Annotated in this window: 27 protein-coding genes and 1 pseudogene; 5 read left to right on the top strand and 23 right to left on the bottom strand. The window is 66.9% G+C overall.

Translation table 11 applies throughout. From position 1 onward, the window contains the following. Positions 1–366 precede the first annotated feature (366 nt). Positions 367–825 (bottom strand): peptidylprolyl isomerase, encoded by a 459-nt coding sequence (locus C8J40_RS13575; protein ID WP_132735176.1) that lies wholly within the window; start codon positions 823–825, stop codon positions 367–369. A 108-nt stretch (positions 826–933) separates the two neighbouring features. Between C8J40_RS13575 and mgtE the strand changes: the two genes are divergently transcribed. Both mgtE and C8J40_RS13565 read left to right on the top strand, forming a co-directional pair. Beyond that, positions 934–2343, top strand: a complete 1410-nt coding sequence (gene mgtE / locus C8J40_RS13570; protein ID WP_132735174.1) for a magnesium transporter — start codon at positions 934–936, stop codon at positions 2341–2343. Between the two features lie 31 nt (positions 2344–2374). Continuing rightward, positions 2375–2779 (top strand): DUF1489 domain-containing protein, encoded by a 405-nt coding sequence (locus C8J40_RS13565; RefSeq protein WP_132897450.1) that lies wholly within the window; start codon positions 2375–2377, stop codon positions 2777–2779. Positions 2780–2938: 159 nt separating this feature from the next. Here C8J40_RS13565 and C8J40_RS13560 read toward each other — a convergent pair whose 3' ends face one another. From C8J40_RS13560 to C8J40_RS13520, 9 genes are all read right to left on the bottom strand, one after another. Continuing rightward, positions 2939–3670 (bottom strand): DUF2807 domain-containing protein, encoded by a 732-nt coding sequence (locus C8J40_RS13560; RefSeq protein ID WP_132897449.1) that lies wholly within the window; start codon positions 3668–3670, stop codon positions 2939–2941. Between the two features lie 50 nt (positions 3671–3720). Next, on the bottom strand, positions 3721–4476 hold the full coding sequence (locus C8J40_RS13555) for a head GIN domain-containing protein (RefSeq protein WP_347812472.1): 756 nt from the start codon (positions 4474–4476) through the stop codon (positions 3721–3723). 99 nt (positions 4477–4575) lie between these two features. Further along, positions 4576–4911: a Rap1a/Tai family immunity protein gene (locus C8J40_RS13550; protein ID WP_132897447.1), complete on the bottom strand. Its 336-nt coding sequence runs from the start codon at positions 4909–4911 to the stop codon at positions 4576–4578. Between the two features lie 24 nt (positions 4912–4935). Next, entirely contained in the window at positions 4936–5748 is an 813-nt protein-coding gene (locus C8J40_RS13545) for a hypothetical protein (RefSeq protein ID WP_347812471.1), read from the bottom strand. Positions 5749–5787: 39 nt separating this feature from the next. Next, positions 5788–6099, bottom strand: coding sequence for a hypothetical protein (locus C8J40_RS13540; RefSeq protein WP_132735164.1), 312 nt, complete (start codon positions 6097–6099; stop codon positions 5788–5790). Positions 6100–6672: 573 nt separating this feature from the next. Continuing rightward, positions 6673–7206 (bottom strand): CarD family transcriptional regulator, encoded by a 534-nt coding sequence (locus C8J40_RS13535; protein WP_056053923.1) that lies wholly within the window; start codon positions 7204–7206, stop codon positions 6673–6675. Positions 7207–7408: 202 nt separating this feature from the next. After that, on the bottom strand, positions 7409–7750 hold the full coding sequence (gene fdxA / locus C8J40_RS13530) for a ferredoxin FdxA (protein WP_031393648.1): 342 nt from the start codon (positions 7748–7750) through the stop codon (positions 7409–7411). 416 nt (positions 7751–8166) lie between these two features. Further along, positions 8167–8475: an RNA-binding S4 domain-containing protein gene (locus tag C8J40_RS13525; RefSeq protein ID WP_243693382.1), complete on the bottom strand. Its 309-nt coding sequence runs from the start codon at positions 8473–8475 to the stop codon at positions 8167–8169. Beyond that, a complete protein-coding gene (locus tag C8J40_RS13520; protein WP_132897445.1) occupies positions 8468–10960 on the bottom strand; it encodes a helicase-related protein in 2493 nt (830 codons plus the stop codon). Before C8J40_RS13520 ends, C8J40_RS13525 begins: the two co-directional genes overlap by 8 nt. 133 nt (positions 10961–11093) lie before the next feature. Here C8J40_RS13520 and C8J40_RS13515 point away from each other — a divergent pair, with 133 nt between their 5' ends. Beyond that, positions 11094–11429, top strand: a complete 336-nt coding sequence (locus C8J40_RS13515) for a hypothetical protein (RefSeq protein ID WP_132897444.1) — start codon at positions 11094–11096, stop codon at positions 11427–11429. 21 nt (positions 11430–11450) lie between these two features. Here C8J40_RS13515 and pyrC read toward each other — a convergent pair whose 3' ends face one another. Further along, complete coding sequence (gene pyrC / locus C8J40_RS13510) at positions 11451–12500, bottom strand: dihydroorotase (RefSeq protein ID WP_132897443.1); 1050 nt, start codon at positions 12498–12500, stop codon at positions 11451–11453. An 81-nt stretch (positions 12501–12581) separates the two neighbouring features. Between pyrC and C8J40_RS13505 the strand changes: the two genes are divergently transcribed. Continuing rightward, positions 12582–13325: a folate-binding protein gene (locus C8J40_RS13505; protein ID WP_243693381.1), complete on the top strand. Its 744-nt coding sequence runs from the start codon at positions 12582–12584 to the stop codon at positions 13323–13325. 151 nt (positions 13326–13476) lie between these two features. Here C8J40_RS13505 and C8J40_RS13500 read toward each other — a convergent pair whose 3' ends face one another. The 8 genes and pseudogenes from C8J40_RS13500 to C8J40_RS13465 all read right to left on the bottom strand — a co-directional run bounded on the left by C8J40_RS13500 (position 13477) and on the right by C8J40_RS13465 (position 21230). Then, the gene (locus C8J40_RS13500; RefSeq protein WP_132897442.1) at positions 13477–14295 is read right to left on the bottom strand and encodes a shikimate 5-dehydrogenase; all 819 of its coding nucleotides are present in this window, start codon (positions 14293–14295) and stop codon (positions 13477–13479) included. A gap of 576 nt (positions 14296–14871) precedes the next feature. Beyond that, positions 14872–15990: an OmpA family protein gene (locus C8J40_RS13495; RefSeq protein ID WP_132897441.1), complete on the bottom strand. Its 1119-nt coding sequence runs from the start codon at positions 15988–15990 to the stop codon at positions 14872–14874. A 119-nt stretch (positions 15991–16109) separates the two neighbouring features. Beyond that, entirely contained in the window at positions 16110–16613 is a 504-nt protein-coding gene (locus C8J40_RS13490; RefSeq protein ID WP_132897440.1) for a DUF2793 domain-containing protein, read from the bottom strand. A 57-nt stretch (positions 16614–16670) separates the two neighbouring features. After that, positions 16671–18815, bottom strand: coding sequence for a phage tail protein (locus C8J40_RS13485; protein WP_132897439.1), 2145 nt, complete (start codon positions 18813–18815; stop codon positions 16671–16673). Between the two features lies 1 nt (position 18816). Beyond that, positions 18817–18960, bottom strand: coding sequence for a hypothetical protein (locus C8J40_RS13480; RefSeq protein ID WP_207901225.1), 144 nt, complete (start codon positions 18958–18960; stop codon positions 18817–18819). A 67-nt stretch (positions 18961–19027) separates the two neighbouring features. After that, positions 19028–19390 (bottom strand): annotated as a pseudogene (locus C8J40_RS20370) (hypothetical protein); the annotation flags it as partial. Positions 19391–19879: 489 nt separating this feature from the next. Further along, positions 19880–20185, bottom strand: a complete 306-nt coding sequence (locus tag C8J40_RS13470; RefSeq protein WP_132897437.1) for a hypothetical protein — start codon at positions 20183–20185, stop codon at positions 19880–19882. A 175-nt stretch (positions 20186–20360) separates the two neighbouring features. Next, the gene (locus C8J40_RS13465) at positions 20361–21230 is read right to left on the bottom strand and encodes a 3-hydroxyacyl-CoA dehydrogenase NAD-binding domain-containing protein (RefSeq protein WP_132897436.1); all 870 of its coding nucleotides are present in this window, start codon (positions 21228–21230) and stop codon (positions 20361–20363) included. 71 nt (positions 21231–21301) lie between these two features. On the opposite strand from C8J40_RS13465, the gene C8J40_RS13460 reads away from it, so the two are divergent. Next, complete coding sequence (locus C8J40_RS13460; protein ID WP_132897435.1) at positions 21302–22456, top strand: DUF1176 domain-containing protein; 1155 nt, start codon at positions 21302–21304, stop codon at positions 22454–22456. A gap of 175 nt (positions 22457–22631) precedes the next feature. On the opposite strand, the gene C8J40_RS13455 is transcribed toward C8J40_RS13460, so the two are convergent. The 4 genes from C8J40_RS13455 to C8J40_RS13440 form a co-directional block, all read right to left on the bottom strand. After that, entirely contained in the window at positions 22632–22952 is a 321-nt protein-coding gene (locus C8J40_RS13455; RefSeq protein ID WP_132897434.1) for a hypothetical protein, read from the bottom strand. 98 nt (positions 22953–23050) lie between these two features. Beyond that, on the bottom strand, positions 23051–24028 hold the full coding sequence (egtD, locus tag C8J40_RS13450) for an L-histidine N(alpha)-methyltransferase (protein WP_132897433.1): 978 nt from the start codon (positions 24026–24028) through the stop codon (positions 23051–23053). Then, positions 24028–25299, bottom strand: coding sequence for an ergothioneine biosynthesis protein EgtB (gene egtB / locus C8J40_RS13445; protein ID WP_132897432.1), 1272 nt, complete (start codon positions 25297–25299; stop codon positions 24028–24030). The genes egtD and egtB overlap by 1 nt, the downstream gene beginning before the upstream one ends. Positions 25300–25360: 61 nt before the next feature. Then, positions 25361–25954 carry a cob(I)yrinic acid a,c-diamide adenosyltransferase gene (locus C8J40_RS13440; RefSeq protein WP_132897431.1) on the bottom strand — a complete coding sequence of 198 codons (594 nt, stop codon included), beginning with the start codon at positions 25952–25954 and terminating at the stop codon, positions 25361–25363. Between the last annotated feature and the right edge of the window lie 179 nt (positions 25955–26133).

Raw genomic sequence — 26133 nt, 5'->3', positions numbered from 1 at the left:
CTTCGCGCCCTCCCCTAGCCCCTCCCGCAAGCGGGACGGGGATTTAGCTTACGTAGCGCGGCTTGTTCGCTGCTGTCCGCTGCACCCTGTGCGTCACCCCAGCGAAAGCTGGGGTATTCCCGTTGGGAAGCGGCGAGGCTCGAACCGGGAGATCCCAGCTTTCGCTGGGATGACGGGTGGGGTTTGAGGTTCGAATCGGAGTTGGGAGGGGAAGGCAACGCCCGCGCCTCCCCCCAAACCCGAAGCGCGACGCGCCACTCCAAACCAGAAGCGCGTCGCGGCAAAGCCGCGCTGTCGGACGGAGCTTTTGCTCCGCCGGCCGACTTCGACTGTCTCCGGCGCAGCTATGCTGCGCCGGTGCAGCCTTCAGTTTGCGCGTGCCTTGACGATCTTGCCAGGCGTCTTCGGCGGCTCGCCCTTCGGCAGCGCGTCGATCAGGTCCATGCCGTCGGTGACTTCACCCCAGACGGTGTACTGCTTGTCGAGGAAGCGTGCGTCGTCGAACACGATGAAGAATTGCGAGTTCGCCGTGTCGGGCTGGTTGGTGCGCGCCATCGAGCACACGCCGCGGACGTGCGGCTCGGCCGAGAATTCCGCCTTGAGGTTGGGCTTGCTCGACCCGCCGGTGCCGTCGCCGCGACCACCGTCACCGCCCTGCGCCATGAAGCCCGGGATCACGCGGTGGAACGGCACACCGTCGTAAAAGCCTTCGTTCGCCAGCTCGGCGATCCGCTCGACATGCTTGGGTGCGAGATCGGGGCGGAACTTGATCGTGACGTCGCCGCCCTCGAGGGTCAGCGTGAGCGTTTCTGGGGTGTCGGCCATTCATGTTCTCCTGAATTGATGCGCGGCAGATAGGGAGCCGCACTCCGACTGGCAAATGCGCACGCGTCGCGTTAGGGCCCAACCGACCATCTTTTAAGGGAGGCAGCCATGAGCGAACTCGAGCTTCCCGAGCCCGAAACCGATACCGCGCCCGAGACTCAACTCGATCGCGACGACCATTTGCGGCCCGAATTCGTCCGGGCGGTGCTCGATGCGGTAGAGAACGGCAACGACGAGGCGGCGCGCGCCCTGGTCGAGCCGCTGCACCCGGCCGACATCGCCGATCTTTTCGAGCTGACCCCGCAGGAGGATCGCGCGGCCCTCGCGCGTGCGGTCACCGATCTGCTCGGCGGCGACGTGTTCGCCGAGATGAACGATTATGTCCGCGAGGATCTGATCGATGCGCTCGAGCCGCACCAGGTTGCCGATCTCGCATCCGAACTCGATACCGACGATGCGGTCGCGATCATCGAGGACATGGACGAGGACGAGCAGCGCGCGGTGCTACGCGCGCTCGATCCGGACGATCGCGCGGCGATCGAGGAGGCGCTGAGCTACGCCGAGGAGTCCGCCGGTCGCCTGATGCAGCGCGAGTTGATCGCGGTGCCCGAGCATTGGACCGTCGGCGACGCGATCGATTATCTGCGCGGCCACGAGGAACTGACGACCGATTTCTGGGAAATTTTCGTCGTCGATCCCGCGCACAAGCCGATCGGCACGTGCCAGCTGTCGTGGATGCTGCGCACGCCGCGCGGGATCGCGATCGCCGACGTGATGAAGCGCGAGCAGACGCTGATCCCGGTCGACATGGATCAGGAGGAGGTCGCGCTGCGCTTCCAGAAATACGCGCTGATCTCGGCGGCGGTGGTCGATCATGGCGGCCGGCTGGTCGGGATGATCACGGTCGACGACATCGTCCACATCATCTCCGAAGAGGCGGGCGAGGATACGCTGCGGCTCGCCGGTGCAGGCGATGGCGACATCAACGAGCCGATCCGGCTGACCGTGCGGACGCGGTTCACGTGGTTGGTGGTCAATCTCGGCACCGCGATGGTCGCATCGTCCGTCGTCGGGCTGTTCCAGGGGACGATCGCGAGCTTTGCACTGCTCGCGGTGCTGATGCCGATCGTCTCGGGGATGGGTGGCAACGCGGGCACGCAGACGCTGGCGGTGGTCGTCCGCGCGCTGGCGACCAACCAGCTGACGAGCTCGAACACCGCGCGGATGATCGGGCGCGAGTTCCGGATCGCGGCGGCGAACGGCGTGATGCTGGGGGCGCTGATCGGCTGCGGGACGTATGTGATCTTCCACAACGTCAATCTGTCGATCGTGATCGCCGCGGCGATGCTGACCAACAATCTGACCGCGGGCTTAAGCGGCGTGCTCGTGCCGGTGACGCTCGACAAGTTCCGGATCGATCCGGCGGTGTCGTCGGCGGTGTTCGTGACAACGATGACCGACACGATGGGGTTCTTCTCGTTCCTCGGGCTCGCGTCATTATGGGGCCTGCACGGTTGATCGGCCGGTTTTAAGGCCCATTTTCAACGCCATGCCGCTCCACCTCACCAAAGTCGCGTTCGGCGCGGAAAGCGTCGACCATCTCGCCGAGCGGCTCCGCCTGCGCGGCGAGGAAGGGCCGGTGTTTTTGACCACGCGGTATCTGCCGAAACGCCACGAGGAGGTGGCAGGGCAAGGTTCGATGTTCTGGATCCTCAAACACCAGCTGATCGCTCGCTCGCCGATCCTCGGCTTTGGTGAGGCGGAAGGCGGCCGCGTCGCGATCCACATCGATCCCAAACTGGTGCTGGTCCAGGCCCGTCCCAAGCGCGCGCACCAGGGTTGGCGATATCTGGAGGACGCCGACGCCCCCCTCGATCTGGGCGGCGACGCGACTGGGCTGGATGTCATGCCGCCCGCGCTGATGACGAAGCTGGCGGAGTTGGCGCTGATCTGAGGGTGAGCGGTCGCCCCCCGTCATCCCAGCGAAAGCTGCGATCTCCCCGTTTGGCGAGCGTCGCGTGCCCCGTGAAATACCCCAGCTTTCGCTGGGGCGACGGACGTCAGGCAGAGTACGGGTTCATCCTCTTATCCGATTTGGAGAGCATAGCCCCCTTTACGGAGCGTTCCCCGCCCCAGCCTTCCCACACACGACCGGCCCGCCAGCCGCGGCATCCACCCGGCATTTCGCATTGCCGGTGACCGTAACCGACCCCAGCCCGCTGTTCGTCACCTGCGCCGTATAGCGCGCCGCCGCCTTCGTCTCGCCGACGCCGTCGAGGTGGACGGTCAGGTCGTTGACCACCAGCGCCGACGCGTCGATCGCGCCCGGTCCGCTCGTCACCAGTCTCGCCCGGGCGGCCCTGCCCGCGAGCGTCATTTGGCCGGTGCCGATCACCGTCGCGTTCAACTGGTCGGTATCCGCCGCCGCCAGCGCCAGGCTCCCGTTCCCGCTGACCGTTACGTCGACGCGCATCCCCCGCATCTTCGCGATCGTCAGCCGCCCGCCGGCCTCGACGCTGGCCGAGGTCAGCCCGGGCGTCGAGAGCGTGATCACGATCGGACCCGAGCCCCCCTTGCGCGGCTGTTCGCCCCAGCCGCCGGTGCCTTTGCGTACCGACAACGTGGTGCCATCGACGCGGACCGCCACGCTTTCGGTCGTGCGGGAATCGCCCGTGATCGTCGCGCGCGGCGAGCCGATCGTGACGCGCACCTCGAACGGCCCCTCGACACGGACCCGATCGAAGCTGCCGACCGAGACCGTCCGGCTCGCCCCGGATTCTTGGGCGGATCCTTGCGCGAACGCCGGCGAGGACAGGAGCAGCAGCGGCGCGAGCAGGTATCTCATGGGCCTACCGTCGCCGCTTCACCGCCCCCGCGCAAGTCGGACGACGCGACTCAGCTCCCGCAGCGCACGCTCCCCGAACCCATCTTCGAAATCGTGCAGCGCGATTTCGGCCCGAGATCGACGTCGCCCGAGCCCATCATGTCGACCTTGGCCGGACCGTCGACGACCGCGCGGACGCTGCCCGATCCGGCGATCTCGACCTTGGCCGACTTCGCCTGGAGCCTCGATGCTTCGACATTGCCCGAACCCGCGATCTCGACGCTCAGATCGCGTGCGGATCCGCTCGCGCGTGCAGTGCCCGAGCCCGCGATCGAGAATTTCGCCGATTCCACCTGCACCGCGGCGATCGTCAGATTGCCCGACCCTGCGATGCCGCCCTCAAAGCCGCTACCCTCGACGCGGTCCACCGCCATGTTGCCGGAGCCCGAGACGTTCGCCTCGGTCAGCCGCGGCAGCGTGACGTACACCTTGACGTTCGCCCCCTTGCTCCAGCCGAAGCCCGTCCCGTTCTTGCGGCCGATGTCGAGCGTGTCGCCGTCACGCTCGATCCGAAGCCGGTCGAGCTGCTCGCTCGGCCCCTCGGCGCGGACCGAGAAGCCGGTACCGACGCGGACGTCGACATCGTCCGACCCGCGCAGGTCGATCTGGTCGAAACCGGTGACTTGGAACGTGCGGGTCGTGCCCGCCCCCGACGCGGCGACCCCGGATCCCTCGCTGTCGCCGTTCCAGCTGAACGAGCAGGCGGCGAGAGGTATGATCAGTCCGAGCGCAAGAAAGTTCATCGCATCCTCCTGTGTATTGTTCAAGCAATACACCTGATCGCGGAGGCTGCAAAGCGAAATTGCGCGGGCGGCGGATGTGAGTTCCCTAGTATCCTCCCCCTGGCGGGGGAGGAACCCCAGCCGTCAGCGGCGCTTGCACGGATAGGCGTCGCGCAGCGCATCGCGGACGACGAAGGACGGCGCGCCGGTGCCCGTCTTCTTGGCTCGCGCGCGCAGATACTTCCGCACCGTCGCGGCGACCTCGATGTTCGAGGCGCGGGCCGGCAGCGGGCAGATGTCGCCCGATGCCGACAGCGCGTCGAATTCGCCAAGGATATAGCCGGTACAGAAATTGGCGGTCGGATCGCCGTCCTTGCCTTGGCAATATTCCAGCAGCTGCTGGGTGGTGAGCGAACTCACCACCACCGGCCGGCTGGCAGGTCGATCGGCGGCGGCGAGTGCAAGCATCAGCAAAATCATTACGGTCCCTTCGCGCCGGGCACTCTAGCTGGCGGCGGCAGCGCCGACATAGGGCAGCAGGCGCACCCGGGGGAAGACGTCGTCGAGCGATTTGGTGTCGGGCAGGATATAGACGACCCCGCCCTTCTTCTGGAACAGCGGCGTGAGCTTGCCGGTATAGAATTTGGTGCCGACGTTGATGCAGCCAAAGCTGATCCGGTTGTCGTCGGGCGTTGGCGACAACAGTCGCTCGACGCGGTGCTCGCTCTTGTGCGTGGTGATCACCGCATGCAGCGCGACCGAATTGGCATAATCGACCCAGATCACGCGCTGATGACCGAAGGCACGCCCGAATTTGCTGACAAAGCGTCCTGCCGGCGTGGTCCGCTCGGCAGGACCGATGTCGGCAAGGTTCTTCGCACCGACCCCGGGAGACGAATCGTCCCCGATCCCGACGCCGAGCAATACCGGCGTCTGGCCGAGAAACTCACCCTTCGCGCTGAACAGGAGCAGCGACGCGGCCGGCTTGTCGATCACGACATAGGGCAGGCCCTTATTATCGTGCTCGGCCGCGATCCACGCGAGCATGCGACTCGCCGGTTCGGACTGCGGGGGGAGCAGCAATGGCGGCGCCACCACGGCCACGGCCTTGGCCTTGCTCTTGCTCTTGCTCTTGGTCCGCGAACGCGCCGGGTCCTTGGCCTTGCGCGCCTTGGCCGCAACCGGCGCAGCCTTCGTCGGAGCGGCCGACACTGGTGCAACCAGCGCCAGCGTCAGCCAAGCGACCGCGGCCGTACGGCAAACGCGACGGAACAGCCCCGTGGACCAGATGCCCGGGATCAAAATGGGCGTGTCCAACAGGGCCGTCCGTCGATGCAAGCGCGTGCGAAGATAGACTTAGCCGCGCGGCTTGCGCTGGCGCTGCTTGGCCTGCATCTGGACCTGCTGGTCGATGCCGTCGACACGACCGGTCAGCTGGTCGATGCGCTGGCCGTTCTGCTGCGACTGGCCGGCAGCCGCCTGAGCCTGGGCAAGTGCCTGGCCGGAGGTGCCCTCGACCGTGCGCAGCTGACCGTCCAGGCCGTCGATGCGCGTGTTGACCACGGCGATCTGCTCGCGGACGAAGCCCTTCGTGGCGCAACCGCTAAGGCCGATACCGGCGATGAGGATCAGGGCGACCGTCGGGTATTTCGGGAGATTCGTACGCATAGACTTAACCTTTCCAAACATGGATGGCGTCAGTCAGCGGAGAGTCGATGGAATAACAATCGATATCCGGCGAGACGTTCGCTCCGTGCGGCGAGAGTTGTCCAGCGATGGAGCCTGCGACTGGATTTGAGGCGTAACGAGACTGCCGGTCGCTTTCTTGATCTATAGCAAGGTTACGTTCAGATTAGCGGAACGAACGATCCATATAACAACGGATACTTGTAATACTTGCACCACCCCCACTTGCACCACCCGGCGAAGGCGGAGGCCCAATTGGAAAGGCTGGAGTAACGGAGCGCTGCCTTAAGTTGGCGACGCCTCCCAGTTGGGCCCCGGCCTTCGCCGGGGTGGTGGGAGAGGTGCGCTGCAATCCTCCCCCGCCAGGGGGAGGTGGCTGGCGCTTGCCAGACGGAGGGGGCGGTAAGGGTAACGTAGGTTCCGTGTCCTCCCCCTCCGTCACCTTCGGTGCCACCTCCCCCTGGCGGGGGAGGATCGTTCGCTGAGCTTACTACCCATACGAAAGGGCGGCCCCGCAGGACCGCCCTTTCGTATTCGGATCAGATGCGCGGGCGGTTAAGCCGGCACCTTGTCCTTGTTATAGATCGCGGCCGCCGCGCGGAGGATGTCGAGGATCTTCTCCTGCGCCTTAGGCTCGTCGAGCTCTTCCATCGCCGCCAGTTCGCGCGCGAGGCGGCTGGTCGCGCCTTCGAAGATCTGGCGCTCGGAATAGCTCTGCTCGGGCTGGTCGTCGGCACGGAACAGGTCGCGGACCACTTCGGCGATCGACACGAGGTCGCCCGAGTTGATCTTCGCTTCATATTCCTGCGCACGGCGCGACCACATGGTGCGCTTGACCTTGGGCTTGCCCTTGAGCGTATCCATCGCCTCGCGCATTGTCTTGTCGGACGACAGCTTGCGCATGCCGACGCTTTCGGCCTTGTTGGTCGGCACGCGGAGCGTCATGCGCTCCTTCTCGAACCGGAGGACGTAGAGTTCCAGTGTCATGCCGGCGATTTCCGAGCGCTGGAGCTCGATCACACGGCCGACCCCGTGCTTGGGATAAACGACGAAATCACCGACATCGAAGGACAGTGCCTTGGCAGCCATTTGGGGCCTTTCCGGATCAGGCCTCCACGCGACGCCTCGACGAAGGACTCGTCGCTGCTGCATCGGGGGAGGGATAGGTCTGTACGTCAAGCGGATGACGTGAATCATCGCGCCCGTCGCGGACCCATCTAGCAGCTTTGCAACAAAATTACCAGCCGAACGTGGCAGACGGCTTGCCCTTTTCGGGATTCGCCGCCTCTTATCAGTCGCCTGCGCCGGGCTCGGGCGAGAAATACTTGTCGAACTTGCCCTCGACGCCCTTCATCGCGTCGGCATCCGGCGGGGTCTGGTTGTCGTTGCGCGTGACGTTGGGCCATTGCGCCGAGAACGTCGTGTTCAGCTCGAGCCACTGCTCCAGCCCGCTTTCCGTGTCGGGCAGGATCGCCTCGGCGGGGCATTCGGGTTCGCACACGCCGCAATCGATGCACTCGCTGGGATTGATCACCAGCATGTTCTCGCCTTCGTAGAAGCAGTCGACCGGGCACACTTCCACGCAGTCCATGTACTTGCAGCGGATGCAGGCATCGGTGACGACGTAGGTCATTGCAGAACTCCTGGGCCGGATTCCTTTCCGGCGACGAACGCGCCAGCGACTATGCGCGCAGGCCGGTCGCGTCAATCATAGCAAGCCTTCTGCGACACGTTATCAAGCTTTGCCACCCTCGTATCCTCCCCCGCCAGGGGGAGGTGGCTGGCCCTTGCCAGACGGAGGGGGAGGACACGCAACGGCGGTGATCGCCTACCTCTCTCTACGTCACCCCCTTGCATGGGAGCATATCAAGGCCGGCGTTGGCCGAGGTGCGGCCAGAACCACTCCGTCTCCCCGGACTGGTTCCGGGGTCCACGGTCCCGCGAACCAAACTCTATCGACTGTGCGGCGCGGTGGATGCCGGAACGAGCCCGGCATGACGAACTATTAGGTACGTTGTCGTTCGAGCCGGTTATCGATCGGGTCGAGGATCATTCCGACGCAGGATCGCGCACCGTTCCCGCCGGTGTCCGCCCCGCGATCAAATCCTGATAGCATCCTTGAGCCTCAGGTGCCGGCCCGCGCCGCGCGGGCAGCGCCTCCACCCGAATCACCCGCACCCGCTCCTCCACCGCAAACGTCAGCACATTCCCAACCCGCACCGGGCAATGCGCGCGATCGATCGGCCGCCCGTCGATCCGCAGATGCCCCCTCTCCGCGATCGCCTGCGCGGCGCTGCGCGTTTTCGCGAGCCGCACGAACCACAGGAACCGATCGATCCGCATCGCGCCTTCAACCATGGCGAACCAGTGCGGCAAGCCCGGCAAAGGCGTTTTGCCGCGAAGGATCGATCGGCGTCGGCGCCACAGCCCGCGCCGGGGGCCGCCCACGCCAGACCCAGCGCGGCGCATCCCCCGCCAGCGCCTTGAACCCGAGTTCCGCCATCAACCGCTCCAGCGACGCCGGATCGACACCCATCGAGGTCGCCAGCGCCGGATCGGGCGCGAACGGCGTGCGACCCTGCCGCGAATCGTGCGCCGCCCGCGCGATCCGCTCGATCAGGTCGATCCGGACCGCCCGCAAGCCCAGCGGACGGAACCCCGCCTCGAGGACAGCACCATCGCTGCCCCGCGCCAATACGGTCGCGCCATCGCGCGGGGCGGTGATCGTCACACCGCGAGCCGCCGCAAGGATACGCCGCCACCGCGCTGACTCGGGCTTCAGCAACCGCGCATCGAACAGGTCGAGCGCCCCGACCGTGATGCCGATCTTGCGCAACCGCTTGCGCTCCTCGGGATCGATCGCATCGAGCGCCAGCCGCATCGGCAACCGCGGCAGGATCCCGCCAGCCTCCTCGATCGCACTGGCGACCGCGCGCAACGCCGGCGTCGCGTTCGGATCGCGACTCACCTCGGCTAGGTGGACCAGCACGGCGATCCGCCGCTTCAGCATCCCGGCAAGCCATAGCGCCAGCCGCGCTTCAATCCGCTCCCGCGCGGCCTTGTCGAGACAGTCGAGCGACCGATCGAGGATCAGCTTCGGCCGCGCGAACGACGGCCCCGCACCAAGCTTGGCCACCGGATGCCCCGCCCAGATCACCTGCGCCGCATCGTCGAGCGCGATATCGGGGTCCGGCGCATCGACCAGCGACTGCCCACGCCGCGAGCGCTCGCCCGTCAGCCGCTTTTCAGCCGCCGCCAGCAACAACCTTTTGTCGCTCGCCCGCGCATCCGCCGCCACCGTGAACCGGAACCCGTCGAGCCGCCCGATCGGATGATCCTCGACCATCACCTCGCCTTCGGGCCCGATCACCACCGGCAGCGCGCCTGCATCAGCGCCGATCTGGCGCATCAGCGCGGTCGTGCGCTTGTCGACGAACCGCTGCGTGAGGCTCGCATGCAGCGCATCCGACAGCCGCTCCTCCAGCGCCGCGGTCCGCGCCGCCCACAGCGTAGGCTCGGCCAGCCAGTCGGCGCGCTGTGCGATATACGCCCAGATCCGCGTCGCCGCGATCCGCCCGGCGATCACCGGCACGTCCCCCGCCACCGTATCGAGCCGCGCGATTTCGTCCGCGAACCACTGGTGCGGAATATGCCCGCGCCCCTCGCTCAGATGCCCGAATACCCGCGACACGAACCGCGCATGCGGATCGAGACCGACTTTGCGGAAATCGGGCAAGCCACACGCCGCCCAAAGTCGCGCAACCATCGCCGGATGCCGCGCCCGCTCGCGCACCCAGCCCTCCTCGGCCAGCCGCTTCAACACCCCCAGATCCAGCGCCTGAGGCGCGGCGCGCAGGACACCCGCGGGAGGCCGCGCCTCCAGGCTCGCCACCAGCGCATCGATGCTGGAGAAGTCGGGCTCGCCCTGCCGCCAGTACAGGTTCTCTAGCCGCGGAAACCGGTGTTCCTCGATCGCCAGCACTTCCTCGGGCAGGAACGCGCCCGGACCATCGTCCGACAGCGCGCCGAACGTGCCGTCGCGCTGGTGCCGCCCGGCACGCCCCGCGATCTGCGCCATCTCCGCCACCGTCAGGCGACGCTGGCGTTTGCCGTCGAACTTGTTGAGGCTCGCGAACGCGACATGCGCGACGTCCATGTTGAGCCCCATCCCGATCGCGTCGGTCGCGACCAGATAGTCGACCTCGCCCGCCTGGAACATCGCGACCTGCGCGTTGCGGGTCCGAGGGCTGAGCGCCCCCATCACGACGGCCGCACCGCCGCGCAGACGCCGCAGCATCTCGGCCACCGCGTAGACCTCTTCCGCCGAGAACGCGACGATCGCCGAGCGCTTGGGCAACCGGCTGATCTTCTTCGCGCCGGCATAGGTCAGCGTCGAGAAGCGCGGCCGATTGACGATCTCGGCGCCGGGCACCAGTTTCTTGATCATCGGCCGCAAGGCTTCCGAGCCGAGGATCATCGTCTCCTCGCGCCCGCGCGCGCGCATCAGGCGATCGGTAAAGACATGCCCGCGCTCGGGATCCGCCCCCAGTTGCGCCTCGTCCAGCCCGACGAACGCAACGTCACGATCGGGCATCGACTCGGCGGTGCACAGGAACCAGCGTGCATCGGGCGGGACGATCTTCTCTTCGCCGGTAACGAGCGCAACACGCCCGGCCCCCTTGATCGCGACCACCCGGTCATAGACCTCGCGCGCCAGCAAGCGCAGCGGAAAGCCGATCATGCCGCTGGAATGCGCGCACATCCGCTCGATCGCGAGGTGCGTCTTGCCCGTGTTGGTCGGGCCGAGAACCGCGGTCACGCCAGCGGAGACATCGTCGCTCATGGCCGACAACATCGGGGGTAAAGCGGGCGTGCGCAATGACCTGCGCGCAATTGCGTCGCCGGATCGTCGGAACAGTCCGTCAGGCGAGGCAGGCGCGCGTTGACCATCCCGGCCGACACGCTAGGCCGGGATCATGGCAAAACCCGACCGCCTCGCCCGCCTCGACGCCCAGCGCGAGGATCTCGAAACCGACTATCGCGCGACCTTGATCGCGGCGCTGGAAAAGACCGCCGCCGGTTCGCTCGGGTTGTTCGACCGCACGCCGGACCGCCGCGTCCGCGCCGCGATCGCACCGACGATCGACGCACTTACCGAGATGGGCGACGACATTGCCGCGATGCGCGAGCGGCTGATGCTCGAACCCTTCGCGCTCCACCGCGACTTCTTCGCCGCCCGCGGCCCGGTCAGCGCCAGCGCGGTCGGCGAACAGAAGGAGGCCCGGTTGTGGCTCGACCGGCTGAAGGCATAGTCAGGACAACGGCACCGCGCCCTACCCCTCGAACCGCCACCCGACATTGGTTCCCGCGAGGAACGGCACCACCGCCGTCTCCCCCGACCCGATCGACGCCGGCACCTCGGCATCGCCGCGCACCAAAGTCACAGTCCCCTCGTTCAACGGCAACCCATAGAACCGCGCGCCATGCTCGGACGCGAACCCCTCGAACCTGTCGAGCGCCCCCTCCTCGTCGAATACCCGCGCATAGGCCTCCAGCGCGAACGGCGCATTGAAGATCCCCGCACACCCGCACCCGGACTCCTTCGCCCCGACGACATGCGGCGCGCTGTCCGTCCCCAGGAAGAACCGCGGCGATCCCGACACCGCCGCCGCACGCACCGCGAGCCGATGCGTCTCGCGCTTCAGCACCGGCAGGCAGTAAGCGTGCGGCCTGAGCCCCCCGTCGAACAGCGCGTTGCGGTTGATCAGCAGGTGCTGCGGCGTGATCGTCGCGCCGATCGGATGATCCGCCTCGGCCACGAACGCCGCCGCCTCCGCGGTCGTGATATGCTCCAGCACGATCTTCAGCCCCGGATAGTCGCGCACCAGCGGCGCCAGCGTGCGCTCGACGAACACCGCCTCGCGGTCGAAGATATCGATCGACTTGTCGGTCACCTCGCCGTGGATCAGCAGCGGCATGCCGATCCGCTGCAACGTCTCGAGCACGCCGGTCAGTGCACGGATATCGGTCACGCCATGCGCGGAATTGGTCGTCGCATGTGCCGGGTACAGCTTGCACGCGGTGAACACGCCCTCGGCATAACCGCGCTCGAGCTCCGCGGGATCGGTGCCATCGGTGAGATAGCACGTCATCAGCGGCGTGAAGTTCGCCCCCCCCCCTTCGCTACCATCCAACGCGGCCATGATCCGCTCGCGATAGGCCTTTGCGGCCTCGATCGAGGTCACCGGCGGCGTCAGGTTGGGCATGATGATCGCGCGCGCGAACTGCCGCGCGGTATGCCCCGCGACCGCCTCCAGCATCGCGCCGTCGCGCAGGTGGACGTGCCAGTCGTCGGGGCGGCGGATCGTGAGGCGCTCGGTCATGAGGCCCTCCTATCGGCCTGCGCAGCGAGATGCCAGACGCCGCCCGCTTGGAAATCGCGCCCCGCACACTAGGTGGTAGGCATGGACCAAGCCGCACCCGTAACGATGCCCGCAACGATGTTGCCAGATCGCAGCGTGATCCGCGTCGCCGGCGAAGACGTGCGGGGCTTCCTCCAGGGGCTGATCACCGCCGACACCGCGTTGCTGACCCCCGACACACCCGCCTGGGCCGCACTCCTGTCGCCACAGGGCAAGGTGCTGTTCGACTTCATTCTCTGGGCCGACGGCGACGACGTGCTGATCGACGCGGAGGCCGCGCAAGCCGAGGCGCTGACCAAGCGCCTGACGCTCTACCGGCTGCGTCGCAAGATCACGCTCCAGCCCGACGACGCCAGGGTCCACTGGTCCCCGACCGGCATTCAGGGCGTCCCCGACCCACGCCTCGCGGAACTCGGCCGCCGCTGGCTCGCCCCCGCCGGCGACCCGGCAACCGGCTGGCACGAGCATCGTCTGTCACTCGGCGTCACCGAGGGCATCGCCGAACTCGGCAGCGGCGAGACGCTCTGGCTAGAATGCAACGCACGCGAGCTGAACGGCGTCAGCTTCACCAAGGGGTGTTACGTAGGCCAGGAGAACACCGCGCGGATGCACCACCGCTCCAAGGTCAACCGCCGCCTCGTCGTCGCGCCCTTCACCGAACCGAGCGCCCGCACACGGGTCACCTACCCCGACCTCGCCCTGATGGTCGAACACCGCCGCGTCGAGTCGCTCGGCGACGCGCTGACGCCACCCTGGCTAGCCGCAGCACTGGTAGAAACGCCCTAACAAGCCCCCCACGATCCTCCCCCGCCAGGGGGAGGTGGCACCGAAGGTGACGGAGGGGGAGGACACGAAACATGCGTGGCGCCAGCCTCCCCTCCGTCTGGCAAGGGCCAGCCACCTCCCCCTTGCGGGGGAGGATTACTGGCTCTGGCACTCAAGAGTTAGCGCGCGCCCAGGCGCCCGCATCCGCCACCTGCGCCGCATCGGGCGTCACCCCGGTATACAGCACGAACTGCTGCACCGCCTGCAACGTCGCGACATCCGCGCCGGTAATGCACCGCTTCCCCGCCGCCGCCGCCGCGCGCAGGAACGGCGTCTCGATCGGATACTGCACAACGTCGAACGCCACCTCGCAGGCCGCAATCATCGCCGCCGGAAACGCGAGCGCCTCGGCATCCGCCCCGGTCATCCCCAGCGGCGTGACGTTGATCAGCAACGCCACCTCCCCCTCGGCAACCGCCGCCCAGCGATACCCATAGAGATCCGCCAGCGCGCGCCCCGCCCGCTCGTTCCGCGCGACGATCGTCCCGTCGCGAAACCCTCTGTCGCTGAGCGCCGCCGCGACCGCCTTCGCCATCCCGCCCGAGCCCTGCACGACAAACGGCATCGCGCGATCGAGATCCGCGACCAGATCGACCACCGCGCCGTAATCGGTGTTGTGCCCGGTCAGCACGCCATCGTCGTTGACGATCGTATTGACGCTATCGATCGCGCTCGCGGTCTGCGCCAGCCCGTCGAGCAGCGGGATCACCGCCTCCTTGAACGGCATCGAGATCGCACACCCACGGATCCCCAGCGCCCGGATCCCGCCGATCGCCGCGTCCAGATCGGTGGTCGAGAACGACTTGTAGACGAAATCCAACCCGGTCAGTTCGTACAGCCGGTTATGAAACCGCGTCCCAAAGTTCCCCGGCCGCGCCGACAGCGACATGCACAGCCGCGTATCCCGGCCAATCAGCGGCTTCATCTGCATCTCCTCGCCAAGCCCGTTGCACTACAACCGCGATCCGTCGTGGTGAAGCGTCGATAGATGTGTTCACGCGAAGGCGCGAAGGCGCGAAGATGTCGGCCCCAGCCAAGCGCTCCGCCTCCCACACCTGCGGCAGCCCTGAAAATCCCGTGAGAGAGCCCCGCTACACGCGTATCCTCTTCGCGCCTTTGCGCCTTCGCGTGAATACATCGACGTTCCGCCAAACACCGCCGTCGCGAACGGTCCAAGCGTTGATTTTGTTCGCGCGGAGACGCGGAGGCGCGGAGAGTAAGAAGCAGGTTTTGGGCAGCGTTTCCCGTCATCGCCCCGCCTCGGCGAAGCCGATCATCGAAAGCCGCATTCGCGGGTGCGCTCACCCGGAAAGAGCCATCTCCACTCTTACTCTCCGCGCCTCCGCGCCTCCGCGCCTCCGCGTGAACAAAATCGACGCCGGCCCAAACCGCCGTCCCCGCAACCAACAAGCTGATGCGCGACGCACAAAAGAAAAGGGAGGCCAGCTTGCGCTGACCTCCCCGATCTTCATTCCGTAACCGACCCGAGAGCCGGTTGGCGAAAGTCTTACTGGCCCGAACCCGGACCGTAGGTGACTTCCACGCGACGGTTCTGCACTTCGCGAACGCCATCGGCGGTCTCGACACGCGGACGGCTCTCGCCGAATGCTTCCGTCGAGATGACGCTGTCCGGGATGGCATGCGAAGACAGATATGCCTTCACGCCATCTGCGCGGCGCTGCGACAGACCGACGTTGTACGAAGCCGAACCCGACTTGTCCGCGTGACCTGCGAGCATGACCTGTGCGTTGCCGCACGACTGGTACTGCGTGATCGCGTTGTCGAGGATAGACGCTGCCTCTGGCGTGATGTCCGACTTGTCCCATTCGAAGAACACGATGAACGGACCAGGCGAGCAGACCACTTCGACCGGCGCCGGCGGCGGCGGAGGAGGCGGGGGAGGCGGCGGCGGCGGCGGCGGCGGCGGCGGCGGAGCAGCAGGCTCGCCGAAGTTGTACGTCACACCACCAAGGATGCTGTGCGAACGATAGCGACCGTCGAACACGCGGTTCGAAACGTCGACCAGCTTGACGTTCTCGGCGTTGAAGAAACGATACTTCAGCGTCGCGTCGATGTGGTCGGTCAGCGGTGCGCGGATACCGGCCAGGCCCTGATACGCGAACACGGTGTCCGAGTCGTTCAGGAAGTCGCCGCTGTTGTTGAGTGCGTACTGCGCCTTGACGCGAGCAACACCAACACCACCGCCGACAAAGCCCTGGATGCCATCGTCCGGACCGAAGTCCAGAAGGCCGTTCAGCATGAAGCTGAGCGCCGACGACGAACCACCAGCATAGTCGTAGTTGCCGGGGTTTGCGTTACCGCGAGCGGTACCCTGGAAGAACGGCGTGGTCGTGGTCGACGAATAGCCGTCCACGGTTGCCTTGCGGTAGCCGACTTCGGTTTCGAGGCGGAAACCGCCAAAGTCGTAGCCCATTACGGCGTCGACATCGTAGCCATAGTTATGATCGACCGAACCGGCATTGTTCAATGCGCCGATATCATAGTCGATGTCTTCAACGATCATCGCACCGCCTTCGACGCCTACGTACCACGACTTGTCGCGGGCGAGGGCGGGAGTGGCGAGTGCGGTGGAGGCGAGTGCCAGAACGACGGCAAGCTTCCGCATACTAATCCCCTTTCATGAGTGTCACACGGACATCGCAAACTCCCTATCCTCGGGCTTGTTTCCACGCAAGTTCACAAAAGTTAGAGGTGTTGCCGGAACGACACAGTTTTTGGGGTGTTTCAGGCCCCAATCAACCCGTGGCCGCGTAAACAGCCCAATATGGCGATAATTGCCGCCCGCGCCTGACTGTCGACGACGGTGCCGCCAGTCGGATCGGGAATCGCCGCCCGACGCGCGCCGACCACGTCGACTCCACCGATCGAGACGCGCGACCCTGCCAGCACCCCGATCGTCCAGGCCCCGCCGCTGAACCGCGCATATTGGCCATCGGCGATGCTCCACACCGTCATCCCCTCGCGCGCTACGACGAACCGCCACCCGCCGCTCGTCCACCCCGCGATCGCCCGCGCCTGCCCGGCCCAGCCACCGGTCGGCGCCGCACCCACAATCCACGCGCTGCCCGCCACCGGCGCGGCCGGCGGCGCATTGGTTCCCACCGCCAGCACGCTCGCCTGCACCGCCAGGTCGAGCAGCGCGAGCGCCTCGTTATGCGTCGTTTCCTTCTGCGCCTGTCCCGGCTGCAGCAAAGGCAATGCCAGCCGCGATGTGATGTCGTCACTCATCATTCGTTCCCCCGTTCGATTTTCAGGCCCGTTCGGTTTTCCAGGCCCGTTCGATTTTCAGGCCGGTACGATCAGGTCCGCGGCCAGCGACTCGCCGAAGACGCCGCGCTGCCGGACAGACACGCTGGCAGAGGCAGCACGCTCGGCCGCGGTCACCGTCACGAACGGGACGGCCGGCTCGACCTCGCGTGCGGTTCCCCCGGCGGTGACGGTCACGCGGTATGCCTCGACCTCCTCGGACAGCGGCGCGTCGACGCCGTCGATCCAGCGCCACCCCGCCCTGCTGCGCCGAGTCCACTTCACCGTCGCGCTCCCGTCCGCTTCGGCAAAGCAGCGCAGATGCACCGGCGACGGCGGCACCACCGACGCCCCCCGCATCACGCACCGCGTCTCGACCGGGGTGGCGTCGCCCACCCCCGACGCCATCACGCGCATCTCGCGACCGAGCACCGACAGCGGCAGGTCGAACGTGCGCGCCGCCTCCGCCTGAAGCAGCACGAACCGGTCGCCGACCATCTGCGCGCCAGCCGCCGCCTCGCTCCCCCGCCGCCCGCGCAGCAACCCACTCAACCGCCACCGCACGCCGCCCAAAGGTTCCGCCTGCCCAAACTGGACGAGTTCGTCGCCAATCAGCGCCAGATTGACCCCACGATCGAGCGCCGCCGCATCCGCATCGCCCAGTTCCATGTCCGCATTCGCCAGCACGACCTCGAACGCCCCCCGACGATCCACCAAAGTCGCTGGCGCCCCCGACGCCACCACCGCGATAGTCCCCAGCACCGCAGGCGCAGCCGTCGCTCCGGCCGCCACCCAACTCACCCCATCATCGACGCTGTAGAGCAAAGCCGCCTGCCGCCACGCCGCGCCCGCCCCTGCCGCCACCACGGTCATCCGCGGCGCGGTCAACGGCGCCTCCTCCAACCCCGCAACCTCGAAAGCCCGCACGATCGTCGCGCCGACGACTGCATCGACCGCCCCCGAAACCCGCCCGCTCGTCGCCGTCGCCGAAACCGAAGCCGCGACCAGCGGCACCAGCCCCAGCGTCGTGACCATTCCCTCGATGCTAACATCGGCCACCCGCCAGACGCCGCCCTCGCCCGCAATCGTCACGCAAGCGCCCGGCGCGATCGCCATCGCCCCGAACCCGGCCGCTACCGTCCGCCGCACCCGCCCGGCCTCGGCCCGCGCGAGCATCGCCTCCGCCACCGTCTTCGCCGCGCCCGCCTCGAGCACCGCCGGCACATCGGTCCGCTCATCGCGAACCCCCGCCCCCGGTCGCCGCGCGCGCTGCAGACCCGCCTGGTAATCGCGCGCCGCGTCGTAATAGCCGACCGTCACAGTCCGCGGCACGGTCTCGATCGCCGCCACCGCGCGCGCGCGCCGCACGCCCTTCCCCGACACCGCAAATCCCTCATCGGCTAGCGCGACAGTCACCCCTGCCGAGTCCCGCATGACCAACCCCGCCCCCGAAGGCGCAAACCAGGCCCCGCCAGCCTTCCCCAGCATCTCCAGCACCGCGCGAACGCTCCCGCCCGACGCCGCAAACCCGCCCACCGCCAGCGCCGCCGTCCCCGAAACCTCGCCGGCGAGCGCCGTCGCGATCGTTGACACCAGCACCACCCCCTCGTCGGCAATCACCTCGAACGTCAGCGAGGGAATCCGATTCCCGAAATCCGCCAGTTCCAACATTTCGAACACCGCATAAGCGGCCCCCCGATACGCCGGAGTCCCCGCCCCCTCCGCCGACGCGATCAACGGATCCGCCGCCTGATCCTCACCTCCCAGATGCAGCCGGAACCCGGTCCGCGTCTTGAAGTCGCCGCCCGCCCCGCGCAGCAGCTTCCCCTCCGCCCAGATCCGCCCCACCCTCAGCACCGCCCGCGCCGACAACAGCACCGCAAACGATGCCGCATAGGAATAGGTCGAGACGCTGGGCTGCCCCTTGCCCGAACGCGACGTCGCACGACTCTCGATCAGGTCGGTCGCCCAGATCACCGTCCCCGCCACGCGCATCGTCCCGAACAGCTTCGGGATCTGGCTGCCATAGGACGAGGTCTGCACCGCCAGCTCGGTCAGCCGCGGCCCCTCCTTGCGCGTGCCGAACAGCGCATGATCGACCGACTGCCCGATCAGCGCGCCGATCGCGCCACCGATCGGCCCGCCCACCGCGCTCCCCACCGCGGTCAATACCAAGGTCGCCATGTCACACCCCCATCCGCCACACGCCCAGGATCGGCCAAGGCGGCACACTCGGCCGCTCCACCACGCGCCGCAGTCCCGCATCCGCATGCACGAACCCGCCCGCCGTCCTGATCCCCAGATGGATTTGCCCAGGCCCCGCCGCCATCAACAGCACGTCGCCAGGCTCAGCCTCGGCAACCCGTCCGGCAGACCCCGCGGCCAGGACACGCACCCAGCCCCTGCGCGATCCCACCCAGCACCGCGGTCGCCAGCGGCAAGATCGCCAGCCGCCACAGCGCCCGATTGGCCTCCCGGTAATTCGCGTAGGAATTGTCCCCCGGCAGCCCGAGCAACATCGGCGGCACCCCGAACGCCAACCCATAATGGTCATCGACCGGATTAAAGCTCTTCAGGTGGATCACCTCAGGCCGGACCGGATCCGCATGCAACCGCGTAACCCGCTCCCCCACCCGGTAGCGATAGGCGGCCGGCCACCCGCTGGCATCCGCCTCCACCGCCACTCGCTCGGGCCGCAAAGCAAACAACTCCGCCGCGCCCCCATCCACGTCGCGCAACACCTGCACAACCGCAGCGCCAGATCGACACTCGTTATGGTCGGCGTACCACCCGGCGACCCCACGATCACGCCATTGCCACCTCGCGCACCAGCGCCAGCCTCGCGCCCGCCGCCCGGAACCACCGCGTCCCCGCCACCGTCCGCCGCCCGAGCCGCCTCTTCCGCGCGCCGCCGCTCGGCTCCGAAGCCCTCGGTCTTCGCCTCGCCGCACGTCGCCGCCCGCACCTCTTCGATCCCCGCCTCGATCACCGGCGCCGGGTCGATCCCCTCCAGCGCCAGCGCCATCAACGCCTGTTCGAGCCGACCATAACCCTCCGCCAGCGCCTCCCGCCACTGCGCCGCAAACACCGGGTCGCGCCGCCGCAGATAATAGGCGCCACAATCGGTCATCCCCATCGCCGCCGCCGAAGCGCGCACGTTGCACGTCGCGCTCAGCATCGCGAAAAACCCCTCGCGCCGTGCCTTGGTCCACCCATCCTTGCGCACCGCGGCGCACTGCACGATCCGATTAAAGGCCCAACACGGCTGCGACGAAAATTTCTCCAGATAAGTTTTCGAATACTTTGGCGACAAGGACTTTTCCCATCGGTCGCCCAGGAACGTGGCGGAGAAGGAGTGGAAAGGGTTTGTCATTGATCTTAGCCGCGAGTTCGAACGGATCGACCGGCACGAGCAAAGCTCCATCGGAGTCGGTCGCATTTGACCAAATCACCGAACTCGCAACGCGACCAAACACAGCTCCTTTGGGATAAGCAGCTAAAACCTCCTTCAGCCAGGCTGTAGCTTCAGGACTTTTCTCAACAAGATCCGGCATTATCGCCCTTCCCGAAGCCATGGTGGCACAATGTGCGCTAGCCGCAACCGATATAGCGGCGGCATCGTTCGACAGTCGAGGGACGGGCTGTTGATCATCAATGTGCCGGGACCGATAAGCTCTCAGGCCCTACTGCAACGAACGCAGCCGCTTCACCGAAACGGCTGCGCCCCCCTCACCGAGTAGGCACGGGCTCCGCCCCCGAATAATCATAAAACCCGCGCTTCGTCTTGCGCCCAAACCACCCGGCCTCGACATACTTCACCAGCACCGGCGCCGGCCGGAACTTCGGATCGCCCGTCCCCTCGAACAGCACGCGCGTAATCTCCAGGCACGTGTCCAGCCCGATGAAATCCGCCAGCGTCAGCGGCCCCATCGGATGATTGAGCCCCAGCTGGCACGCCAGATCGATGTCGCGCACGCTCGCCACGCCTTCACCCAGCGCAAAGCACGCCTCGTTGATCATCGGCATCAGCACGCGGTTGACGATGAAGCCCGGCGCGTCGTTGGCATGCACCACCTGCTTGCCGAGCTTTTCCGCAAACGCCTCGACCGCCGCCACCGTCGCGTCCGACGTCGCGAGGCCGCGGATCAGCTCGATCGGCCGCATCACCGGCACCGGGTTGAAGAAATGCACCCCCATGAACCGCGCCGGATCGGGCGCCGCCTGTGCGAGGCGCGTGATCGGGATCGACGACGTGTTCGACGCCAGGATCGCATCCGGCCCCAGCACCTTGCCGACCTCGGCGAAGATCTGGCGCTTGACGCCCTCACGCTCGGTCGCCGCCTCGACCACGATCGCACAGTCGCCCATGTCCGCCACACTCGCGACCGGCTCGACCAGCGCGAGCGCCGCATCACGCGCCTCGCCCGCGATCTTCTCCTTCTCGACCAGCCGGCCGAGCGCCTTCGCGATCCCCGCCTTGCCCTTGGTCGCCGCCTCCAGCGACACGTCGGCCAGCAGCACGCGGTACCCCGCCTGCGCCGAAACCTGCGCGATCCCCGCGCCCATCTGCCCTGCACCAATCACACCGATCGTCTGCACATCACTCTCCTGATTTGTTGCCCCCTCCCTAGCCGCTTTTCCCCGCGCTGCCAGCGCGCTAGGCTGCAAGTATGCTGTGCAAACCGATCTTTTCCGCCCTCACGCCCCTCCTGGCCCCCCTCGTCATGCTGCCGCTGATGACGGCCTGTTCGCCGAGCCAGCCCACGCCGCAGCCCAAGGCCGACTCCGCGCCCGAGGCGAAGACCAAGCCCGCTCCCGCAGCCCCGACGGCACCACAGCCGACCGACACGCACGCGCCGCCCAAGCCCGGCGCCACGAAGACCTTCACCGACTGGACCGTAGGCTGCGACAACGCCCTGCGTTGCACGCTCGGCTCGCTCCTCCCCGACGCGAGCATCGGCCAGGACAATCTCACGCTCAACCTCACCCGAGAGCCCGGCCCGGTCGCGAACGGCGGCGGCAAGATGTCGCTGGCGATCGAAACCCGCAACGACCAGGCCGCCACCAAGCGCCCGCCCGCCAGCTTCGTGGTCGACGGCAAGCCCATAGCCCTGCGCGACGCAACCGCGCTCGCCGCCGCAATCGCCAACGCCCAGTCGCTGAAGATCCTCGACGCGACCGGCGCCACGCTCGCCACCGTCTCGCTGAAAGGCGCCGCCGCCGCGCTCCGCTACATCGACGCGCAGCAAGGCCGGGCGGGCACCGTCGACGCCATCGTCGCCAGAGGCCCCGCCGCCTCGCGCGCGCCGACGCCAGCCCTCCCCGTCATCGCCGCGATCGCGCCCTCGGGCGCCGCCGCCAAGCTCACCGCCGCGCAGATCGCAACGATGCGCAAACGCGGGTCGTGCGATATCGGCAACTTCCCCGATGGCGCCGACCCGACCCAGTTCGCCCCCGAAGTTCACGCGTTAGGCGGCGGCAAGTCGCTCGCAATCCTCCCCTGCTCGACCGGCGCGTACAATCTGATCGGCGCGCTTTTCATCATCGACGGCACCACGATCGCGCCAGCCCAGACCGACGCCCCCTCCGGCTTCGAGGAAACCGGCGCCGACTCCGCGACGCCGGTAAAGAGCGTCGTCAACGGCAGTTTCGAGAACGGCGTCCTGACCAGCTACGCCAAGGGCCGCGGCCTGGGCGACTGCGGCGTCCACCAGAGCTTCGTCTGGGACGGCACCCGCTTCCGCCTGTCCGAGCAATCCGAAATGGGCGAATGCCGCGGCAATATCGACTACATCACCACGTGGCGCGCGAAGGTGGTGCGCTAACCCTCTTCCCTTCAGGGTCGGGTCGGGATGGGGCATTGCCAAACAAGGCACCACTCGTTCGAACGACAAGCTCGGCAACGGCACTGCCCAGCTAGAGACCCCACCGCACGCACAACCGCTTGCTTCTCGCACGACGGCAATGGTTCGAATGGGAAGTAAGCGGAATGGCCACCTTTCAAATCCCGGGAGTAATCTTCGGCCAATGGCATTTCGCGAGCGCCACAACGGCAATGAACGGAAACATAGCCTTGATGACCGTTCCAGCGCTCGCCTTCGTCAAAAGCATGACCACGGGGATTTGCAGCCCGAAACTGATATAGAGATCGCCCGGCAAGCTGAGACTGGTAGTAAAGCCCCCAAATCCGACCAGGGAACCGGCAATCCAAAACGGCTTTCCCTTAAGGCCGGATATCTTGCTGACGTGCCATCTCGCAACCAAACTCACGCCAATCGACACGGCAGCAAAGACGACGACAAAAATTTGAGATCCACTCATCGGCGGCGCACCCAAAGCGCTAATATGCACAACACCGCAAATGTCCGCAATTGAGCGATGCTGACGTTCCGCTGATCACCGCCGGATGCGCCTCCCACTCAGGGCGCCGGCCGCTCCACCTGAGCCTCGGCCAGATACACCCCGAACAGCCCCTCGGGATCGGTCCAGGCCGCCACCGGCGTCCAGCCACCCGACCGCAACAGGATCCGTGCATCGCGCGCGCCATATTTATGCGAGTTCTCGGTATGGATCGTCTCCCCCGCACCCATCTCGAACGACCGCCCATCGACGGTAAATGCAACGTCGCGCACCGCCTCCAGATGCATCTCGACCCGCGCGCGATCGTCGTTCCACACCACCTTGTGGCGGAACGCGTCGACCGGAATGTCGCCGTCCAGCTCACGGTTGATCCGCTCGAGCAGATTGAGGTTGAACGCCGCCGTCACGCCCTGCGCGTCGTCATACGCCGGCACCAGCACGTCCTCGCTTTTGATCCGGTCCATCCCGATCAACAGCATCGCGCCAACGCCAAGCGAAGTCCGCATCGCGCGCAGCAGGTCGACCGCCATCAACGGGATCATGTTGCCGATCGTCGACCCCGGAAAGAATCCGAGCTTGGGCGTGTCGGCGATCGTCTTCGGCAAGCTCAACGGCCGCATGAAATCGGCCTCGAACGGCAGCACCAGCAGGTCCGGGAACTGCTCACCCAGCACCTTCGACGATTCCCGCAGGAAATCGCCCGAGATATCGATCGGCACGTAGACCGACGGCGCGACCGCATCGAGCAGGATCGGCGTCTTGGTCGAAGATCCCGACCCGAACTCGACCACCGCACGCCCTGCGCCCGCAAGTGTCGCGACTTCGGGGCACGCCGTCTCAAGGATCGAACGCTCGGTCCGCGTCGGGTAATATTCAGGCAGGTCGGTGATCTTCTCGAACAATTCGGACCCGCGCCGATCGTAGAACCACCGCGCCGGAATTGCCCGCGGCCGCCGAGCGAGCCCGTCCAGCACGTCCGCACGGAACTGCGGATCGGCCAACGTCTGCTGGCCGTCCTCGATCTCAGGCTTCAACATCAGATATCTTTCGCGAGGCGCACGCCGGTGAACTGCCACCGTTGATGCGGATAGAAGAAATTGCGGTAGCTCGCCCGCGCATGGCCGCGCGGCGTCGCACAGCTCCCGCCGCGCAGGATGAACTGCGAACTCATGAACTTGCCATTATATTCGCCGATCGCGCCCGCCGCCGTCACGAACCCGGGATAAGGCCGATACGCGCTGCCGGTCCATTCCCAGACGTCGCCGAAGAACGCCGGTCCGCCCGCGGATGGCCGCGGCTCGACGGGGCCGGCGACATCCATCTGGTTGCCACCGGTCGCATCATGCAACGCCGCCGCCGCCTCCCATTCGAACTCGGTCGGCAACCGCGCGCCGGCCCAGCTCGCATAGGCATCCGCCTCGAAAAAGCTGACATGCGTCACCGGCGCCGCCGGATCGATCGCGCGCCGCCCGTCGAGCCCGAACCGCGTCCAGCCAGACTCGCCCTGCTCCCAATAAAGCGGCGCGACGATGCCCTCAGCCTTCACCCACGCCCAGCCATCCGCCAGCCAGTGCCGCGCCTCGGTATAGCCGCCATCGGCAATAAACGCCGCCCATTCGCCGTTCGTCACGGTCCGGTCCGCGATCGCATGCGGCACCAGCAACGCGCGATGTCGCGGCCCCTCGCAATCGAACGCGAAGCCCGCGCCGTCATACCCGACTTCGACGATCCCGCCCTCATGCGCGATCCAGCCGATCGGCCCCGGCATCTCGACCGGGACCTTCCGCGCCGCCGGCCACATCGCCGGCTCGAGCGGGTTCTCGGAAAACATGTGAAGGATGTCGGTTACCAACAATTCCTGGTGCTGCTCTTCATGATGGCACCCGAGCGCCACCAATTCTCGCGCCTCCTCCGGCAAATCCGGCAGCGCGTCGAGCAACGCCGCATCGACATGCGCGCGATACGCCCGCACCTCGTCGATCGAAGGCCGCGTCACCATCCCGCGCCGGTCGCGCGCGTGACGCCGCCCCTCGGCCTCGTAATAGCTGTTGAACAGGAACGGGAAGCGCTCGTCGTGCAGCACATAGCCGGCGACATGATCGCGCAGCACGAACGTCTCGAAGAACCACGTCGTATGCGCCATGTGCCACTTGGTCGGCGACGCATCCGGCATCGACTGCACCGTCGCATCCGCATCCGACAGCGGCGCCGCGAGCGCGAGCGTCAGATCGCGGACGGCGGCAAACCGCTCGGCCAACGGGGACGTTTTCGGCAGGCCTTCACGATCGGGACGAACGGGATTGGGCATCGATCTCTCCTCAGTTCTACGTCGAGCGAAGCGACGTTGGAACGCGAGCGACGATACGCGCCTAGTCGCGCGTGGCCCCCGGTCGCCAAAGAACGTCTCCGGCGCCGTTTTGGTTCACCGCCCGCGATGCCACGAACAGGAAATCCGAAAGCCGGTTAACATACGCTAATGCGGCCGGATTGAGCGGCTGTGTCTCGCTCGCACCGACGGCGGATCGCTCCGCGCGACGACTGATCGCGCGCGCCAGGTGCAGCGCGGCGGCTTCGGCCGATCCTCCCGGCAGGATGAAGCTGCGCAACGGTGCAAGGTGCGCGTTCAGCGCGTCGATCTCGCGCTCGAGCCGCTCGACCTGCGACGGCACGATCCGCAACACCATCTCGGACGGTGCGAACGGATCATCGCCAGCCTCGTCCGTGCCGGCCGGAGTCGCCAAATCCGCGCCGAGATCGAACAGGTCGTTCTGGATCCGGGTCAGCGCCGCCGCCATCGGCTGGTCGCCCAGCGCGATCACCGCCAAGCCGATCGCCGAGTTCGCTTCGTCGACATCGCCGATCGCCTGCATCAGCGCGCTCGATTTCGACACCCGCGATCCATCGACGAGCCCCGTCGTGCCGTCGTCCCCCGTCCGCGTGTAGATCTTGTTCAGCTTGACCATGAGTCTTCCAGATTGAAACGCAGTGAGGCCCCATCACCCAACGCTAACGTCGCCACCCGACGACGAAGTCGGGACCCAACGAAGAAATTCCGTACCCCCACAGTGCGCGAACCCAGCGCGCCACAGCACCCCAATCCGGCGCCCTACAGCACCCGAATCCGGCGCCCCACAGCACCCGT

Origin of the sequence: Sphingomonas sp. PP-CC-3A-396 (assembly GCF_004343105.1) — a bacterium.
Taxonomy (GTDB): Bacteria; Pseudomonadota; Alphaproteobacteria; order Sphingomonadales; family Sphingomonadaceae; genus Sphingomonas.
Note: the sequence above shows the minus strand (reverse complement) of the source record. Positions and strands in the feature narration are given on the sequence as shown.